Annotated in this window: 14 protein-coding genes; 6 read left to right on the top strand and 8 right to left on the bottom strand. The window is 66.2% G+C overall.

What is annotated here, in order from left to right; all coding sequences use genetic code 11:
- Nucleotides 1–37: 37 nt before the first annotated feature.
- The 5 genes from yaaA to metC form a co-directional block, all read right to left on the bottom strand.
- A complete protein-coding gene (gene yaaA, locus H2037_RS01025; RefSeq protein WP_292116504.1) occupies nt 38–823 on the bottom strand; it encodes a peroxide stress protein YaaA in 786 nt (261 codons plus the stop codon).
- 238 nt (nt 824–1,061) lie between these two features.
- Entirely contained in the window at nt 1,062–2,474 is a 1,413-nt protein-coding gene (locus tag H2037_RS01030; RefSeq protein WP_292116507.1) for an FAD-binding oxidoreductase, read from the bottom strand.
- 48 nt (nt 2,475–2,522) lie between these two features.
- On the bottom strand, nt 2,523–4,598 hold the full coding sequence (locus tag H2037_RS01035) for a DNA topoisomerase IV subunit B (RefSeq protein WP_292116509.1): 2,076 nt from the start codon (nt 4,596–4,598) through the stop codon (nt 2,523–2,525).
- The gene (locus H2037_RS01040) at nt 4,573–5,922 is read right to left on the bottom strand and encodes an O-antigen ligase (RefSeq protein WP_292116512.1); all 1,350 of its coding nucleotides are present in this window, start codon (nt 5,920–5,922) and stop codon (nt 4,573–4,575) included. Before H2037_RS01040 ends, H2037_RS01035 begins: the two co-directional genes overlap by 26 nt.
- A 23-nt stretch (nt 5,923–5,945) precedes the next feature.
- A complete protein-coding gene (gene metC, locus H2037_RS01045; RefSeq protein ID WP_292116514.1) occupies nt 5,946–7,124 on the bottom strand; it encodes a cystathionine beta-lyase in 1,179 nt (392 codons plus the stop codon).
- A gap of 81 nt (nt 7,125–7,205) precedes the next feature.
- Here metC and H2037_RS01050 point away from each other — a divergent pair, with 81 nt between their 5' ends.
- Entirely contained in the window at nt 7,206–8,300 is a 1,095-nt protein-coding gene (locus H2037_RS01050) for an amino acid ABC transporter substrate-binding protein (protein WP_292116517.1), read from the top strand.
- A 33-nt stretch (nt 8,301–8,333) separates the two neighbouring features.
- Nucleotides 8,334–9,656, top strand: coding sequence for a dicarboxylate/amino acid:cation symporter (locus tag H2037_RS01055; RefSeq protein WP_292116520.1), 1,323 nt, complete (start codon nt 8,334–8,336; stop codon nt 9,654–9,656).
- On the opposite strand, the gene sseA is transcribed toward H2037_RS01055, so the two are convergent.
- The 3 genes from sseA to H2037_RS01070 are packed head-to-tail and all read right to left on the bottom strand — an operon-like array spanning nt 9,653 to nt 13,205.
- Nucleotides 9,653–10,504 (bottom strand): 3-mercaptopyruvate sulfurtransferase, encoded by an 852-nt coding sequence (gene sseA, locus H2037_RS01060; RefSeq protein WP_292116522.1) that lies wholly within the window; start codon nt 10,502–10,504, stop codon nt 9,653–9,655. The two genes, H2037_RS01055 and sseA, sit on opposite strands and share 4 nt — an antisense overlap.
- A 15-nt stretch (nt 10,505–10,519) precedes the next feature.
- A complete protein-coding gene (locus H2037_RS01065) occupies nt 10,520–11,740 on the bottom strand; it encodes a cyclopropane-fatty-acyl-phospholipid synthase family protein (protein WP_292116525.1) in 1,221 nt (406 codons plus the stop codon).
- A gap of 19 nt (nt 11,741–11,759) precedes the next feature.
- Nucleotides 11,760–13,205, bottom strand: a complete 1,446-nt coding sequence (locus H2037_RS01070; RefSeq protein ID WP_292116962.1) for a deoxyribodipyrimidine photo-lyase — start codon at nt 13,203–13,205, stop codon at nt 11,760–11,762.
- A gap of 118 nt (nt 13,206–13,323) precedes the next feature.
- Here H2037_RS01070 and kdsA point away from each other — a divergent pair, with 118 nt between their 5' ends.
- The 4 genes from kdsA to H2037_RS01090 are packed head-to-tail and all read left to right on the top strand — an operon-like array spanning nt 13,324 to nt 17,794.
- Nucleotides 13,324–14,202 carry a 3-deoxy-8-phosphooctulonate synthase gene (gene kdsA, locus H2037_RS01075; RefSeq protein ID WP_292116528.1) on the top strand — a complete coding sequence of 293 codons (879 nt, stop codon included), beginning with the start codon at nt 13,324–13,326 and terminating at the stop codon, nt 14,200–14,202.
- Between the two features lie 18 nt (nt 14,203–14,220).
- On the top strand, nt 14,221–15,702 hold the full coding sequence (gene rfaE2, locus H2037_RS01080) for a D-glycero-beta-D-manno-heptose 1-phosphate adenylyltransferase (protein WP_292116531.1): 1,482 nt from the start codon (nt 14,221–14,223) through the stop codon (nt 15,700–15,702).
- On the top strand, nt 15,699–16,700 hold the full coding sequence (gene rfaD / locus H2037_RS01085) for an ADP-glyceromanno-heptose 6-epimerase (protein ID WP_292116534.1): 1,002 nt from the start codon (nt 15,699–15,701) through the stop codon (nt 16,698–16,700). The genes rfaE2 and rfaD overlap by 4 nt, the downstream gene beginning before the upstream one ends.
- Nucleotides 16,697–17,794: a DUF3089 domain-containing protein gene (locus H2037_RS01090; RefSeq protein WP_292116539.1), complete on the top strand. Its 1,098-nt coding sequence runs from the start codon at nt 16,697–16,699 to the stop codon at nt 17,792–17,794. The genes rfaD and H2037_RS01090 overlap by 4 nt, the downstream gene beginning before the upstream one ends.
- The last annotated feature ends 20 nt before the right edge of the window (nt 17,795–17,814 follow it).

The raw sequence follows: 17,814 nt of genomic DNA on the forward strand, positions 1-17,814 counted from the left end.
TCTTTGGCGAGAGACTAGCGGCAGGATGGGGCGGGGATCAAGAATTTCCCGATCTGATGAATATCCATTCGTTGTCCGTGGATGCGGCCTTGTCGAATCGATAGCCGTCCCGGTCGAAAGCCTTCAAGTCCTCGACCCGTTCCACCCGCTCGTCGATGGCGAACCGGGCCATGGCGCCGCGGGCCTTCTTGGCGAAGAAGGAGATGATGCGGCTCTCGCCGTTCTTCTGTTCACGGAACTGAGGGGTGACGACCGGCAGCTTCAGCGCCTTGGCGTCGACAGCCCCGAAATATTCCTGGCTGGCCAGATTGACGAGGGTTTGATCGGACTGGCCCTTCTTTGTCAGATCCTCGGCGTCGGCGTTCAGCTGTTTCGAGATACGGTCGCCCCAGAAGTCATAGAGGCTGGATCCGCGCCGGGTCTTCAGCCGGGTGCCCATTTCGAGCCGGTAGGGCTGGATCCGGTCCAGCGGACGCAGCAGGCCGTAGAATCCGGACAGGATGCGCAGGTGGTCCTGGGCGAAGGCTAGGGCCTCGGCGTCGAGATCGCGCGCCTTGAGGCCTTCGTAGACGTCTCCGGCGAAGGCGAAGGCGGCCTGGACCCCTTCGGTCGATTCGGGGTCGAAAGCCTTGAACCGCGCGACGTTCAGGGTGGCGAGATCATCGGAAATGCCCATCAGGCGGCGCAGGTCGGCCTTGGTCTGGCGACGGGCCGTGATCGTCAGGCTGGCGGTGTCTTCCTGGAAGCGACGGTCCGTGCCGGGAATGGACGGGTCGGCCTCGGCGAAGTCGAGCCGCTTGGCGGGAGAAAGAACAATCAGCAACAGGCGGCTCCGTGGTGGCGCCGCTCACATAGGCCGCTTCGGTGACGATTTGAACCGGGTGCGGCGACGGCCGATGTCTCCTCCCTGCCAGCGGGGAGGTGGCGCGGCGCGGTTTCGCGCCGTGACGGAGGGGCTCTTCACCGCATCACAAGCGCCAGTGGGCGTCCGTAGCCTCTCCACCACGCTTCGCGCGGTCCTCCTCCCCATTTCATGGGGAGGAGACGGTGGGACTTTGAGCTTAGAACAGAACCGACGGGTTCATGATCCGCTTCGGGTCCAGTGCGCGACGGATGGTGGCCATGGTCTCAATCTCCAGGGGGGATTTGTAGCGTTTGACCTCTTCGGTCTTCAGCCGGCCCAAGCCGTGTTCGGCGGAGATGGAGCCGTTGTAGGTTCCGACAACATCGTGAACCACTTGCGAGCCTTCCTTCCAGCGACCGATGAAGGCGGGGATGTCCTGACCCACGCCCGGCAGAATGTCGTAGTGCAGATTGCCGTCGCCGACGTGGCCGAAGACCGAGATGCGCGCTCCCGGATGGAAACGTTCGACGGCGGCGGAGGCTTCGTCGATGAAGTCGGCGATGCGGCTGATGGGCACCGAAACGTCGTGTTTCCATCCGCCGCCTTCGGGCTTCAGGGCCGCCGAATGTTCTTCGCGCAGGCGCCAGAAGGCGGCGCGCTGGGCGTCGTTCTGGGCGATGGCGGCGTCGGTGATCAGGCCTTGCTCGAAAGCGACCTCCAACAGGGATTCCATCTGGGCCTCGGCGCCGCCGGGCGTGCCTGAGGCGATCTCGATCAGGACGTACCAGTCAGGGGTCGAGTCCAGCGGTTCGCGGGTGTCGGGGATGTTCTTGAGCACCAGTTCCATGCCCAGCCGCTTCATCAGTTCGAAGGCCTCGACCCCGCCGCCGGTTTCGGCCTTGGCGCGGGCTAGAAGCTCGACCGAGGCGGCGGCCGTTTCCAGGCCGACGACGGCCACGGCGCGCGAACGCATGATGGGGAAGAGTTTCAGAGTGGCGGCGGTGACGATACCCATCGTGCCCTCGGCGCCGATCAGCAGCTGTTTCAGGTCATAGCCGGTGTTGTCCTTCCTGAGGCGTTTCAGGCCCCGGAAGATTTCGCCATTGGGCATGACGGCCTCGAGGCCCAGCACCAAATCTCGCATCATGCCGTAGCGCAGCACCTGGGTGCCGCCGGCGTTGGTGGAGATGACGCCGCCGACGGTGGCCGATCCCTCGGCCGCGAGGCTGAGCGGGAAATAGCGGCCGGCGGCCGTGGCCGCCTGCTGCGCCTCCAGCAGGGTCAGGCCGGCCTCGACCGTCATGGCGTCGTCCAGCGGGGTCACGTCGCGGACCGCCCGCATCTTCCGCGTCGACAGCAGGACCTCGCCGAAGGGGATCTGGCCGCCGACCAGGCCGGTGCCGCCGCCCTGGGGCGTGATGGCGACGCCTTCGCGGGCGCAGATGGTCACGGCCTTGGCCGTCTCCTCGGTCGATCGCGGGGTCAGCAGGATCGTCGTATGGCCCGTCCAGCGGTTGCGCCATTCAGTCAGTGACGGAGCAATGACCTCGGGATCCTGGGTCCAGCCGCCGGGACCCAGGGCGGCCTTCAGTTCGTCGAGCACGGCGGAGGAGGGGGCGGGCGTCTGCATGCTCTCCTTGTGTCAGGCGTCGGCGTCGGTTGGAAGGCCGGGACGGCGTCAGACGTCCAGATCTTCCTTCACGAATTGCGCGTTTTCCTGGATGAACTGGAAGCGGGCGTCGGCGCGCTTGCCCATCAGGCGTTCGACCAGGTCTTCGACGCCGGCCTCGGCATCGGGGACGGTGATCCGGGCCAGGGTGCGCTTCTTGGGGTCCATGGTGGTCTCCTTCAACTGAGAAGCCATCATTTCGCCCAGGCCCTTGAACCGGCCCATTTCGGTCTTCTTGCCCTTGAACACCGTGGCCAGCAGTTCGTCGCGGTGGGCGTCGTCGCGGGCGTATTCACTCAAGGGGCCGGCGCTGATCCGGTAGAGCGGCGGCAGGGCCATGAAGACCCGACCCTGGCGGATGGTCTCGGGCATGACGCGGTAGAAGAAGGTGATCAGCAGGGCCGCGATATGGGCGCCGTCCACGTCGGCGTCGGTCATGATGACGATCCGCTCGTAGCGCAGGTCGTCGATGTTAAACCGGTTGCCCGGCTGGACGCCCAGGGCCAGGGCCAGGTCGGACAGTTCGATATTCTGGCGCAGCTTGTCGGCGGTGGCCGACGCCACGTTCAGGATCTTGCCGCGCAGGGGCAGGATGGCCTGGGTCGTGCGGTCGCGCGCCTGTTTGGCCGAGCCGCCGGCCGAATCGCCTTCGACGATGAAGAGTTCGGTGCCCTGGGCCGACTGTCGGCTGCAGTCCGACAGCTTGCCCGGCAGGCGCAGCTTGCGGGTGGCGGCGGCGCGCTGGACCTCCTTGTCCTTGCGGCGGCGCAGACGGTCTTCGGCGCGATCGACGACGAAACCGAGCAGGGCGTTGGCCTGTTTTGGGCTTTCGGTCAGCCAGTGGTCCAGGGGGTCGCGCAGCAGCTGTTCGACCAGGCGGGCGCCCTCGGGCGAGGACAGGCGGTCCTTGGTCTGGCCCTGGAATTCGGGATTGCGGATGAAGACGCTGATCAGGGCGCCGGCGTTGGCGACGACATCCTCGGCCGTGATGATGGCGGCGCGCTTCTCGTTGGTCAGTTCGCCGTAGGATTTCAGACCCTTGACCAGGGCGGCGCGGAAGCCGGCCTCATGCGTGCCGCCGTCGGGGGTGGAGACGGTGTTGCAGTAGGACTGGATGAAGCCGTCAGCCTCGCCAAAGCCGATGGGCGACCAGGTAACGGCCCACTCGAAGGCGCCCGCCTCGCCCTGACGCTCGGCGCGGCCGGCGAAGGTGGGGGTGACGGTCTCCAGTTCGCCGATCCGGTCGGTCAGGGCGTCGGCCAGACCGCCGGGGAAATGAAGCAGGGCCTGGGGCGGGGTGGCGTCGGTGATCCGTTCCGGCGCGCAGGTCCATCTGATTTCCACTCCCCGGAACAGATAGGCCTTGGACCGGGCCATGCGGAACAGGCGGGCGGGTTTGAAGGCCGCGCCCATGCCGAAGATTTCGTCGTCCGGCTTGAAGCGGATCAGGGTGCCGCGCTTCTTGGACGGCTGGACCTGCTGGATCGGGCCGAGGACATTGCCGCGCGAGAAGGATTGTTTCCACTCGAAGCCGTCACGCCAGACCGTGACGTCCAGATGTTCGGACAGGGCGTTGACGACCGAGACGCCGACGCCGTGCAGGCCGCCCGAGGTCTCATAGGCCTTGCCCGAGAATTTGCCGCCCGAGTGGAGCACGGTCATCACCACCTCCAGCGCCGACTTGCCGGGGTGTTTGGGGTGGGGATCGACCGGGATGCCCCGGCCGTCGTCGCGGACCGACAGATAGCCGTCGGCGTCCAGATCGACGGTGATCAGCTTGGCGTGGCGGGCAACGGCCTCGTCCATCGCATTGTCGAGCACTTCGGCGAACAGGTGGTGCAGGGCGCGCTCGTCGGTGCCGCCGATATACATGCCGGGCCGTTTGCGGACGGGCTCCAGTCCTTCCAGCACCTCGATCGACGAGGCGGAATAGGCGTTCGTGCTGCCTGCCGCCTGAGGTGCGACAGGGACCGGAGAGGGCGCAGGGGCGGGGGCGGCCTCGGGCGGTTTCACCGCGGCGGGCTTGGTCGGCTCGGGCTTGCGAGCTTCGGGTTCGTCATCAAAAGCGAAGAGGTCGGCGGCCATTCACATAGTCTGCGGCGATTCGGAGCCGGTTCTGGTAGGCGCGTGAAGCCGCTCGGGCAAGCGGCGGTCGAACCGGAACCGGATCGAAGGTCACGGCGCGGGCCAGAATGGCCAGCATCAGCACCCACGGCAGGTTGGCGTGGGTCAGAAGCACGCTCTCGGACAGGCTCAGGGCGAAGAAGACGGTCAGATAGGCCAGGCTCCAGAAGCCTTCGCGCGCGCCCTGGCCATTCAACCGCGACAAGATCAGGACCGCCGAAACGGCCATCAGCACACCGACCGCGACGGCGCCGGGCCAACCCAATTGGACGAGCAGATCGATCCAGCCGTTGTGGGCCGAGGGGACAGGCCATTGTGTCTCCAGCCGGATTTCACGCGCGGGGATAGAATCCTTGCCCCAGAAGGCACTGAAGCCGTAGCCGGTCCAGGGCCGTTCGGCGACCTTGCGCATCAGGGCCTCCCAGATGAGGGTCCGGCCGGTCAGCGACGGATCCTTGCCCAGCGCCTCCAGTATGGCCCCGGAATCGGTGTTCCAGATCCAGGCGCCCACAGCGGCGGCGACGACGCCGAGCCAGACGGCCGCCACGCTGATCGCCGCGCCGCCTTGCCTCAACGTCCACCAGGCCCCGACCATGCCGACCCCGAGCACCCAGCATAGCAGGGAGGTCTTGGACTGGGTGGCGATCACCAGAAGCGTGGTCAGGCCCAGGGTCAGCAGTCCGACCCAGGGCTTGCGGCCGTTCTGCGCCAGGTGATCCGCGGCGAGGGCGGCGGCGGCCGAGACGGCCCCGACGACCATGACCAGACCCATCTGGTTTTTCTCGTACCAGAGACCCCGCCACAGGCCGGCGTTGTCATACTGGTGCACGCCGATCTGAGGGAAGGCGAAGACCATGATCAGACTGCCCACCGCCATGACCAGACAGGTGTGCATCAGGACGCGAGGCAGGGCCGCGTCCCGGAATACGGCGCCCAGATAGACGGCAAAGGCGCTGTTGACGGCCATGGCGATGACCCGACGGTCGGTGACGCCAGGGTCGATGGACCAGTATTGCGAGACATAGGCCAAGCCCACCAGGGCGCCGACCATCAGCCAGGCCGGCCAGGCGCGGACGACCTTTTCGAAGCGGAAGATGATCAGGCCGATGGTCACGGCATAGACCGGCAGCCAGACCAGACGCAGGATCGGGGTTTCGCCTTGGTCCGGGGCCAGGACGGGGGCGATCAGGGCGCCGGTCAGCATGAAGACGACGAAGCCCGCCGCCCATTGTTCCCACGGGGGCGGTTGGTCCGAATCGTCGATCTGGACAGGCGATGCGCGCACCGGCGCACAGTCGGTCGGGCCGCTTAAGGAAGCGTGAGCGCCGCATTGAAGGCGGCGAAACCCTTCTCGAGATCGGCGATCAGATCGACTGGATCCTCCAGCCCGACATGCAGACGGATCAATTCGCCTTCCAGCGCCTGCGGATGATCGCGATAGGCCATCTGATGGGTCTCGTGGGTAATCAGGCTCTCGAACCCGCCCCAGGAATAGCCCATGCCGAACAGACTGAGCGCGTCGAGGAAGGCCTGACCGGCGGCCTCGGTCCCGTCCTTCAGCACCACGCCCATCAGAGAGGCCGCGCCCGTGAAATCGCGCTTCCACAGGTCGTGGCCGACCGAGCCAGGCAGTGGCGGATAGAGGACCCGCGCCACCTCGGGCCGTGTCTGCAGCCATTCGGAGACGATCAGGCCGGACCGAGCCTGTTCGGCATAGCGCAGCGGCAGGGTGCGAAGACCGCGCAAAGTCAGCCAGGCGTCGTCGGGCGAGACGTGCCAGCCCAGGTCCTCGATCGTGTCGGCGATGGCGCGCCGACAGGCCGGCGCGTTCGTCGCAATCCCGCCCATCAGGACATCGGAATGGCCGGAGGCGTATTTGGTCAGGGCCTGGATGCTGACGTCGACGCCATGGGCCAGGGGTTTGAAGCCCAGGCCCGCGCCCCAGGTGTTGTCGAGCAGGGTCAGGACGCCGCGCGCGCGACAGGCCTGGGTCACAGCGGCGACATCGATCATCTCGAAGGTCAGAGAGGCGGGCGATTCCATCAGCACCAGCCGGGTTCGGTCGCCGACGGCGGCGATCAGGCTCTCGGCGTCCGTATCGGCGGGAAGAAACCGCGTGGCCACGCCCCGGGCGGCCTGATAGCGGGCGAGGAAGCGGCGCGACGGTCCATAGAGGGCGTCGGTCGTGATGACCTCGTCGCCCGGCCGGGTCAGGGCCAGCAGGGGCACGGTGACTGCGGCGAGGCCGGAAGGGACGATAAAGGCCTCCGCCGCGCCTTCGAGATCGGCCAGGGCGGCGCGAAGCGCGCGGGCGGCCGACCCGCCGTCGAGGCCGTAGGTCGGCCCCTCGGCGTCGTCGCGCATGGTTTCGGCACGGTCGCTGAGCATGGTCGAGGCCCGCTCGACCGGCGGATTGACCGGGCGGCGTCCCTGGCCTCGCCGGGTGGCGGAGGCGATCAGGCGGGTGCGGTCCGAAAGCGGCGACATGGCCTCTCCGATGGGTTGCGGATCAGGGCCTAAAGGCCTCTAAAGTCCATGGGGCGCAAGCGGCGAGGGATGCGAAACGCGATGCGGGTCTTGATGATCGGAGCGATGGCGGCGGTGCTGCTGGCGGCGGGTTGCGGACGCCGGGACGCCGAGCCGACTCTCGAGGAAACAGGCGCGACCGCCCTAACGCCCGCCGTCGCGAGCGATCGTCCCGCCAGCCCGACCCTGACCGCCGTCAAACGCCGCGGACGGCTGAATTGCGGCGTGCATCAGGGACTGGTTGGTTTCGCCTATACCGACAATCGAGGCCAATGGCGTGGATTCGACGCCGACTTTTGCCGCGCCATGGCGGCGGCCATCTTCGGCGATGGAGACGCCGTGCGGTTCGTGCCCCTGTCAGCCTCAGAACGGTTCGATGCTCTGAACGAGGGGCGTGTGGACGTCCTGTGGCGTAACTCGTCCTGGAACATGAGCCGGGACGCCGGCGACGGCTTCGTCTTCGCAGGGATCAATTATTACGACGGCCAGGGTTTCCTGGTGCGTCGGTCGCTGAATCTGAACAGCGCCACCGAACTGAACGGCGCCCGCGTCTGCGTCCAGGCGGGATCGACGGCCCAGGCTAACGCCGACGACTTCTTCCGCTCGCGCGGCATCGCCTATCGCCCGGTCGTGCTGCAGACCGAGGAGGCGGCGCGGGACGCCTATGGCCGTGAGGATTGCGACGCCTTCAGCGCCGACATTTCCGCCCTGGCGGCCGCACGCACGGTGCTGGCCGATTCCCAAGCGCACACGATATTGTCAGATGTCGTCTCGAAGGAGCCGCTGGGCCCCGTGGTCAAGGCCGGGGACGAGCGTTGGGCGGACGTGGTGCGATGGACCCTGAACGCAGTGATCCTGGCGGAAGAACTCGGGGTCACCAAGGAGAACGCCCAGGCTCTGTCCAAGGATGCGAAAGACCCACGCATCAAGCGTTTGCTGGGCGTGGAGGGGGAGTATGGCGCCATGCTGGGCCTGTCGGAAGACTGGGCTCTGGACGCCCTGCTGTCGGTGGGCAACTACGGCCAGATATTCGACCGGAACCTGGGATCTCAATCGCCGCTCGACCTGGCGCGTGGATTGAACGCACAGTGGAACGGGCGACCGGCCGGCTTGATCTATGGATTGCCGATCCGTTAAGCGCCACAGCTTGAGTCTTTTTCCGGGGGACAGATGACCGAGACGAAACGCGGCGGCCTTGCCCTGCACTGGCTGATGCTTATCGGCTTCGCCGTGGGGCTGGGCGGCGGCCTCTGGGTCAATCTGACCCTGGGCGCCGATACGGCTTGGGTCGTCTGGGTCACAGACAACATCACGGGACCGGCGGGACAGATCTTCCTGCGTCTTCTGTTCATGATGGTGATCCCTCTGCTGTTTTCCGCCCTTGTGATCGGCGTGGCAGAGATGGGAGATCTGAACTCTCTGGGCCGGGCCGGGATCAAGACCCTGCTTCTGACCATTCTGGTTTCAGGCATCGCCGTGGTCATCGGCCTGGTGATGGTCAATCTGCTGCAACCCGGTCGGGGCGTGGATCCGGCCATGGCGCAGCAACTTCTGGAACAGGGCCGCGACGGCGCGGCCGGCATCGTGGACAGGGCGCCCGAGAGCATCCAGTTGGGCGACTTCTTCCTGGACCTGGTGCCGTCGAACGCCGTGGCGGCGGCGGCCGAGAACCAGATCCTGCCGCTGATGGTGTTCGCCCTCTTCTTCGGCATCGGTCTGGTCATGGCCAAGAGCCCCGCCACGGACCGCCTGCAAGAGGTGATCGCGGGACTGTTCGAAGTGACGATGAAGCTGATCAACCTCTTCATCAAACTGGCGCCCATCGCCATCGCCTGCCTGATGTTCAACCTAGCCGCCCTGTTCGGCTGGGACCTGCTGGTACGTCTGGCGGCCTTCGTCGGCGTCGCCGTCGGAGCCATGGCGATCCATATGTTCGTGGTCTATCCGCTAGTGATCTGGATTCTGGGGGGGCGGTCGCCCTTCGCCTTCTTCCGCGCAGTGCGTGAGCCGATGGTCGTGGCTTTCTCGACCGCCTCGTCCAACGCCTCCCTGCCGGTGTCGCTGAAGGCGGCGGAGCAGGAACTGAAACTGCCCAGGAAGATCGCCCGCTTCGTCCTGACGGTCGGCGCCACCGCCAACCAGAACGGCACGGCCCTGTTCGAGGGGGTCACGGTGCTGTTCCTGGCCCAGTTCTTCAATATCGAACTCAGCATCACCCAGCAGGTGATCGTCATGCTGGTCTGTATCCTGGGCGGGATCGGCACGGCAGGGGTGCCGGCGGGCTCCTTGCCGGTCGTGGCCATGATCCTGGTCATGGTGCGGGTGCCGCCGGAAGGAATCGGCCTGATTCTAGGCGTCGACCGCTTCCTCGACATGTGCCGCACCACCCTGAACGTCACGGGCGACCTTGTGCTGGCCACCGTCGTGTCGCGCGGAGAAAAGGACGAGGAGATCGACGTCCCTCTCCCGGACGTCGCGCCGGCGAAGTCTTAGGCTTCCCTAACGATGGGGGTGTCCGAGCGGCGCCCCCACTCGGCCCAAGAACCATCGTAGAGGCGGGAGGGGCGGTCCAGGGCAGCCAAAGCCAGGGTGATGATGGCGGCTGTGACGCCGGACCCACATGTCGTGACGACCTGCTGCCCAATATCGATCCCTGCCGAGACAAAGGCGTCTTGCAACGCCTGGCCGGACTTGAGCCGGCCGTCCGCTGCGATCAGGCTTGAATAAGGCAGGTTGAACGCACCGGGCATATGACCCGGCTGAACGCCCGGACGCGGATCCGCCGCCTTACCGCTGAAGCGGGCCGCGCCGCGCGCGTCGGCCACCTGGGTCCCATCTTCCAGCGCCGCGCGTACATCATCCAACGAAGCCACGGCCTGAGCGTTCAAGGCGGCAGCGAACACGGCTCTCGCCGGAGGGTTAGATACGGCGCCGGTTTCAACCGGGCGGCCCTCGGCCCTCCATCGCGGCAAACCTCCGTCCAGCACCTGGACCTGCGCCGCCCCCATGACCTTCAGCGTCCACCACACTCGCGCGGCTGAAAACAGGCCTGCCGCGTCATAGACGATGATCCGGTCGGTTTCAGAGACCCCGAGATCCGCCATGGCCGCAGAGAAGGCCTCCGGCGACGGCAGCATGTGAGGCAGGTCGCTCGATTGGTCCGACACGGCATCCAGGTCGAAAAAGCAGGCGCCCGGAATGCGCGCCGCCGCGAACTCGGCTCGACCGTCGCGTCCGTCCATATGCCAGCTGCCGTCGATCACCCGCAGTGAGGGATCGCCCATAAGGGCGGCGAGATCCTGGGTCGAGATCAGGGGGAACAGGGGCGCGGACAGGCTCATGCGGTCAGACTAGTGTCAGGCGCGGTCCAGCACCAGTTGCACCACGTCCGTCCGGCCAGAGCGGAAACCCGCCTCGCAATAGGCGAGGTAGAAGCGCCACAGCCGGCGGAACCGCTCGTCGAAACCGGCGAGACGGCGGATGTCGGTCCAGGCCGTCTGGAAACGATCGTCCCACAGTTTCAACGTCTCGGCATAGTCCTGACCGAACCGTTCGACTGGTCCCCATGCGAGGCTGGCCTCGGCGACGACAGGCTTCAGGCGCTCCTCCGACGGCAGCATGCCGCCGGGAAAGACGTATTTCTGGATGAAGTCGGTGCGGGCGTTGTATTCGTCGAACAAGACGTCCTGGATGGTGATGATCTGCAGGCCCGCGCGACCGCCCGGCTTCAGAACCTCGTGTATCTTATTGAAATAGGACGGCCAATATTCCATGCCCACCGCCTCGAACATCTCGATGGAGGCGACCCGGTCGAACTGCCCCCGGACGTCGCGATAGTCGATCAGCTCCACCCTGGCGCGGTCGGACAGACCGGCGTTGAACAGTCGCTGGCGGGCGAAGTCGTGCTGTTCCTTGGATATGGTGACGGCGGTGACGTCAGCGCCGATCTCACGGGCCGCGAACTCGGCGAACCCGCCCCAGCCACACCCGATCTCCAGCACCGACATGCCTGGCCGCAGATCCATCATGCGTGCAAGGGCTGCGTATTTGGCCTTCTGCCCCGCCTCCAGCCGCGCCTCGGCGCCTTCGAACCGGGCCGAGGAATAGGTCATCGAGGGGTCCAGCCAGGCCGCGTAGAAGGCGTTGCCCAGGTCATAATGGGCGTGGATATTCTTCTTCGAACCGGTCCGGCTGTTGCGGTTGCGGCGATGCGCCAGCCAATTCACCGCCATCATCGCCCAGTTGCCGTCGAACAGACGCCGGATGTGGTCGTAGTTCTCGACCAGTGTCTCCAGAAGGGCTGCCAGGTGCGGAGACTCCCATTCACCGGCCATATAACCCTCTGCGAAACCTATATCCCCCGCCGCCAGGACGCGCCGTGCAAACCCGTAGTCCTTTACGTCGAGCACGCCGCTGGGACCGGCGACCCGTCCCTCCAGCACATGGGTTTCGCCATTGGGTAGCAGGACGGTCAGTCGACCGAAGGTCCAGTTCGAAGCCAGAAGCCGCAAAAGCATGGCGAACATGCGAGGCGTTCGGGCCGTGGCGGCCTCGATATCGACGGTGGCGACACTCATGATGGGACCTCTGTTCGCGTCAATCACGGTCGGTCAGATCGCCGCGTCCGGAAACCGCCTTCAGGGCGTCCAGAGCACGTGAGCGGGCGTGGCCATGATCCAAGATGGGGTGGGGATAGGTCTTGCCAAGGCTCACGCCGGCTTCTCGCAGAACTTCGTTCGACGCCGTCCAGGGCGCATGCAGCCATCGCGCGGGCAGGCGGCGCAGTTCGGGAACCCAGCGGCGGACATAGTCCCCTTGAGCATCGAACTTCTCTCCCTGGGCTATGGGATTGAAGATACGGAAATAGGGGGCGGCGTCGGCGCCGGAACCGGCGACCCACTGCCAGTTCTGCACATTGCTGGCCAGGTCTGCATCGACCAGGGTGTCCCAGAACCAGGCCTCGCCCTCGCGCCAGTCGATCAGCAGATGTTTGACCAGGAACGACGCCACCACCATCCGCACGCGATTGTGCATCCAGCCGGTGGCCCAGAGCTGACGCATGCCCGCGTCGACCAGTGGATAGCCGGTGCGGCCTCGCTTCCACGCCTCAAGCCCCTCTGGATCGTCACGCCACGGCATGGCGTCGTATTCCGGACGAAAAGCCCGGTCGGTCAGGGTCGGGAAGTGGTGCAGCAGATGGGCCGAGAAATCGCGCCAGCCCAGCTCCGCCACGAACTTCTCGGCCTCGATGGCCGGCGCCTTGCCCGTTTCCACCGCCTCGCGCGCCCTCGTGACCGCCCGCCAGGGGCTGATCTCGCCCCAGTGAAGATGGGGGGACAGGCGACTGGTGCATGAGACGCCGGGATGGTCCCGGTCTTTCGCATAGGTCTTCAGGCCTCGGGCCAGAAAGTCGGACAGGGCGGATGCGGCCCCGTCCTCGCCTGGCGTCCCGTCGAAGTCTTTCGCCCAGTCGGGCCGACGGGGATGAAGTTCCCAGTCGTCGACCTGTTCGCTATCGACGCCCGCAGGCGTGTCTATGCGACGCGGTCCGGTCGTGTGCTGCGGAGGCTGGGCGTTGGCCAGCAGCGATTTCAGGAATGGCGTGAAGACCTTGTAGGGACCGCCTGATCCATTCAGCACGCCGCCGGGCCGACACAGATGGGCGGCGTTGAAGCCGCGACAATCGACGCCTTCTGACGCCAGCTCATGGGCGATATCGGCATCGCGGGCGAAGGCGGCCGGCTCGAACAGACGGTTCATGAAGACGGCGTCGGCGCCGGTTTCCTGGATCAAGGCGCGTAGCTGGATCAACGAATCGCCGCGCCGCAGGATCAGCCGTGATCCACGTTCGGCCAGGCTCCGGTCCAGGGCGCGCAGCGACTTGTCGAGCCACCAAAGGGAGGCGGCGCCTTCGGGTCGGTCTGGCGCGTGATCGAGGACGAAGACCGGCAGGATCGGTCGTCCCGTCTCGGCGGCGTGGTTCAATGCGGGATTGTCGTTCAGGCGGAGGTCGCGGCGGAACCAGAGAATGACAGGCTTCATGGCCACGCGGGCGAACTCCATAATCACTTGCGTTCATCGGTCCGGCGCGCCACCTGATGGCCGCATAGATACGGCAAACGCCGCCTCCATCACGCCCGAACCTAGAAAGAGCCGCCCCGTGAGCCGACCCAACGCCATCATTACGTTGTCTGAAGGTCTTCGGACGCCTGTCGTCATCGGCGGCGGCGCTAGAATCGCCTTCATCGCCGGTCCCTGCCAGATGGAAAGCCGTCAGCACGCGCTGGAGACGGCCCATGCGCTGAAGGAAATCGGCGAGCGGCTGAACGTCGGCATCATCTACAAGACCAGCTTCGACAAGGCGAACCGCACGAGCGCCAGCGCCGCGCGCGGCATCGGCCTGACCGACGCCACGCCGATCTTCGCCGAGATTCGCGAAGTCACCGGCCTGCCGACCCTGACCGACGTCCATTCCGAGGCCCAGTGCGGTCCGGTCGGCGAGGTGGTCGACGTGCTGCAGATCCCGGCCTTCCTCAGCCGCCAGACCGACCTGCTGCTGGCCGCCGCCGCGACCGGCAAGGCGATCAACATCAAAAAGGGTCAGTTCCTGGCGCCCTGGGACATGAAGAACGTCATCGCCAAGGTCGTCGGGGCCGGCAATCCCAACGTCATGGCCTGCGAGCGGGGCGCCAGCTTCGGCTACAACACCCTGGTCAGCGATATGCGCGCCCTTCCTGTGCTGCGAGACATCGGCTGCCCGGTGGTGTTCGATGCGACCCACAGCGTGCAGCAGCCGGGCGGGCAGGGAACCTCCTCGGGCGGACAGCGCGAGTTCGTGCCGGTCCTGGCGCGCGCCGCCGTCTCGGTCGGCGTCGATGCGGTCTTCATGGAGACCCACCCGGACCCCGACAACGCCCCGTCGGACGGTCCGAACATGGTTCCGCTGGACCAGTTCGAGGCCCTGGCCGCACAGCTGATCGCCTTCGATGACTTGGCCATCAAGATCGGGGCCAAGGCGCCGGTGGCGCAGGCCGCCTGAATCCTCTAGGTCGGGCGAATGTCTGACAGCCTCGATCTGGGCGCCCTGCAGAAGCTGCTGGAGCGCGTGCGCGACCTGAAGGTGGCCTGCGTCGGCGACCTGATGCTGGATCGCTACGTCTATGGCGAGGTCAGCCGCATCTCGCCCGAGGCGCCGATCCCGGTATTGCGCACTCGCCGCACCGTGGCCATGCCCGGCGGCGTGGGCAATGTGGCGCGCAATGTCGCGGCCCTGGGCGGTGTGGCGCAATTGGGGGCCGTCGCCGGCGAGGACGAGGCCGGGAAGACCTTGCGCGACCTGATTGACGCCGAGAACCGGATCGTCGATTTCATCGTCAGCCCGGTAGGCGCCGCAACCATCGTCAAGACGCGCTTCGTCGCCGCCGGACAGCAGCTGCTGCGCCAGGACGACGAGACGACCGTCTCTGTGCTGGATGATACTGATGCGTTTTCAGGTGCATCCGCCATTCTTCTGTCGGACTACGCCAAGGGTGTAGTCGGAGACGCCCTGATCGCCTCGGCTCTGAAGGCGGCCCGGGAAACCGGCGCGCCGGTGATTGTCGATCCCAAGGGGCGCGATTTCGCCCGCTATGGCGCGGTCGATGTGGTCAAGCCGAACGCCTCGGAACTGGCGGGCGCCACGGGACTGCCCGTAGAGACCGACGACGAAGTCGAGACAGCACTGGCGGCGTTGCTCGCCGCCACCACGGCCAAGGCCGTCGTCGTCACCCGTGCTGGCAAAGGCATGAGCCTGGCGCGGCGCGGCGAGGGAGTCAGACATTTCCCCGGCCGCGCGCGCGAGGTGTTCGACGTGTCCGGCGCCGGCGACACGGTGTTGGCTTCGCTGGGACTCGCCCTGGGAGCGGGCCTGACTCTGGAGCAGGCAGTGCAGTTCGCCATACTGGCGTCCGGAGTGGTGGTCGGAAAGGCCGGAACGGCCGTGGTCACGCCCGCCGAACTGATCGAGGCGGAACTGAGCCAGCACGCCGTCGCGGCCCAGGCCAAGGTCACGCCGATGGACGAACTGGCCGCCGAGGTCGAGACTTGGCGGCGTCAGGGTCTGAAAGTCGGCTTCACCAACGGCTGTTTCGACATCCTGCACCGGGGCCATGTGGCCTATCTGGCCCAGGCGCGCGGCTGGTGCGACCGGCTGGTGGTGGCGCTGAACACTGACGCCTCGGTCCGGCGGCTGAAGGGCGAGGGGCGGCCGGTCAACGACCTGGACAGCCGCGCCGTCGTCATCGGTGGCCTCAGCAGCGTGGATCGGGTGACGTCGTTTGACGATCCCACGCCCATCGCCCTGATCGAACGGCTGCGGCCTGACGTGCTGATCAAGGGGTCTGACTATACGCGTGAGGGGGTGGTCGGCGGCGATCTCGTGGAAAGCTGGGGCGGCGTGGTCCGGCTGGCCGACTTCAAGGACGGCTTCTCCACGACCCGGACGATCGAGAAGATGACGACTGGTCCTCAAGCAGCGCCAGCGATAGGACAGACGCAATGACGCCCCGCATGATCGTGGTGACCGGCGGCGCCGGTTTCATCGGCTCCAACATCGTGGCGCGGCTGACGGCCGAGACCGCCTATGACGTCGTCGTCTGCGACCGGCTGGAGACCGCCGACCTGGCCAAGTGGAAAAACCTGGCCAAACACGCCATCGCCGACTTCTGGTCGCCGGAGGAGTTGTTCGAACAGCTGGAACGCCATGCCGATCGGATCGAAGCCGTGGTGCATATGGGCGCCATCTCCTCGACGACAGAGCCGGATGCCGACCTTATCCTGCGCACCAATTTCACCCTGTCGCGCGACCTGTGGGACTGGTGCACCATCCGCGACGCCCGCCTGATCTATGCGTCGTCTGCGGCCACCTACGGCGATGGCGAGGCGGGCTTCAATGACGATGACGATGCGGAGTCCCTTGCACAGCTTCGCCCTCTAAATGCTTATGGCTATTCGAAAATGCTGTTCGATCAGCATGCGGTGCGCCAGGCGGATCGGGGCCAGGCGCCGCGTCAGTGGGTAGGGCTGAAATTCTTCAACGTCTATGGCCCCAACGAGGGCCACAAAGGGTCGATGAAGTCGGTCGTGGCCCAGATCTGGCCCAAGGTAGTGGCGGGCGAGACCGTCAGCCTGTTCCGGTCGCACAATCCCAACTATGCCGACGGCGGCCAGTTACGTGACTTCGTCTATGTCGACGACGTGGTCGATATCGTCGAGTTCCTGCTCCAGTCGCCGGAGGTCTCGGGAATCTTCAACGCAGGCTCTGGTCAGGCGCGGTCGTTCGCCGATCTGGCCCGGGCCACATTCTCCGCCGCAGGCAAACCAGCCTCGATCGACTATATCGACATGCCCGAGGTCATCCGTGACCGGTATCAATATTTCACCCAAGCCCGGATGGACCGCATCCGAGCCGCCGGGTTCGAGGGTCAGTCCACACCGCTGGAGGAGGGCGTGCGCCGCTACGTCCAGGACTTTCTGTCCAAGCCCGATCCCTACCGATGAAATCCCTGTCGGCGCGTCAATGGGTCGGCGTCACCGGGTTCGTCCTGGTGTTTCTGCTGACGGCGGCTGTAGCCGTCTGGCGTGGCGACATTCTGCGCGCGGGTCTGGATCCGCAGGTGCCGTTCCAGACCTATAAGCCGCCACCCGCCCCCGACTATGCCGACCCGGCCGCCTGGGCCCTGCTGGACGCGCGTGTTCAGGGGGCGGGCGACGCTGACATATTCTTCGTCCACTCGACCACCTTCGATGGCGGGCGGGACTGGAACGGAGCCATCGGTGACATAAGGGCCGACGCCTATCTGACCCGGGTGGTTCTGCCCAACTACGCCGGGCCATTCGCACGGGCCGGGTCCGTCAGCGCGCCGCGCTATCGCCAGGCCAGCCTTTACACCCGCCTGACCCTGCGTGACGACGCGCGGGAGGCAAGGGCCTTCGCCTATGGCGATGTTCTGGCGGCCTTCAACGCTTGGCTGGCGCATCATCCTTCGGGACCGATCGTTCTGGCCGGGGTGGAGCAGGGCGCCGATCTGCTGGATCGGTTGATCCGCGAAAGGATCGCGCCGGACAGGACGGTGCGTGACCGTCTGGTCGCGGCCTATCTGATGGACGTCATCATTGCGGCCGACAGCCTGCCGGCCTCCATCCCGCCCTGCGCCGACCGGAGCCAGATCCATTGTGTGGTCGCCTGGTCTCAAGTCGGAGATCGCGACGACGCCGCCGCCCGTCGGCGACTGCGTCGAGCCACGGTCTGGGACGACCGCGGGAATCTGGTCGATCTCGCGGGAAGGCGGTCCGTTTGCGTGAACCCGGTGACCGGCGGTACCAACGAAACCCTTGCGCCCGCCCGGCTGCATCGCGGCGCAACCAATGCAACGGGGCTGGAGTGGGGCGCTCGGCCGGCGTTGCTGACCCGCGAGGTCGAGACACAGTGCCGCGACGGCCTGCTGCGACACTCCTGGCCGGACCTGGAATCCTTCAGAGAGACGGGTAATTGGGCGGACCGCAGAAAGGCGCGCCCGTACAATCTCTTTTACGGCGATCTGGAAGCGGATGTGGCGGAACGTCTTGCAACCTACGCCAGGTCGGCCAACTGAAAATCGGACGTGCGTTCTCC

The organism is Brevundimonas sp. (assembly GCF_013912065.1).
In the GTDB taxonomy this organism is placed as follows: domain Bacteria; phylum Pseudomonadota; class Alphaproteobacteria; order Caulobacterales; family Caulobacteraceae; genus Brevundimonas.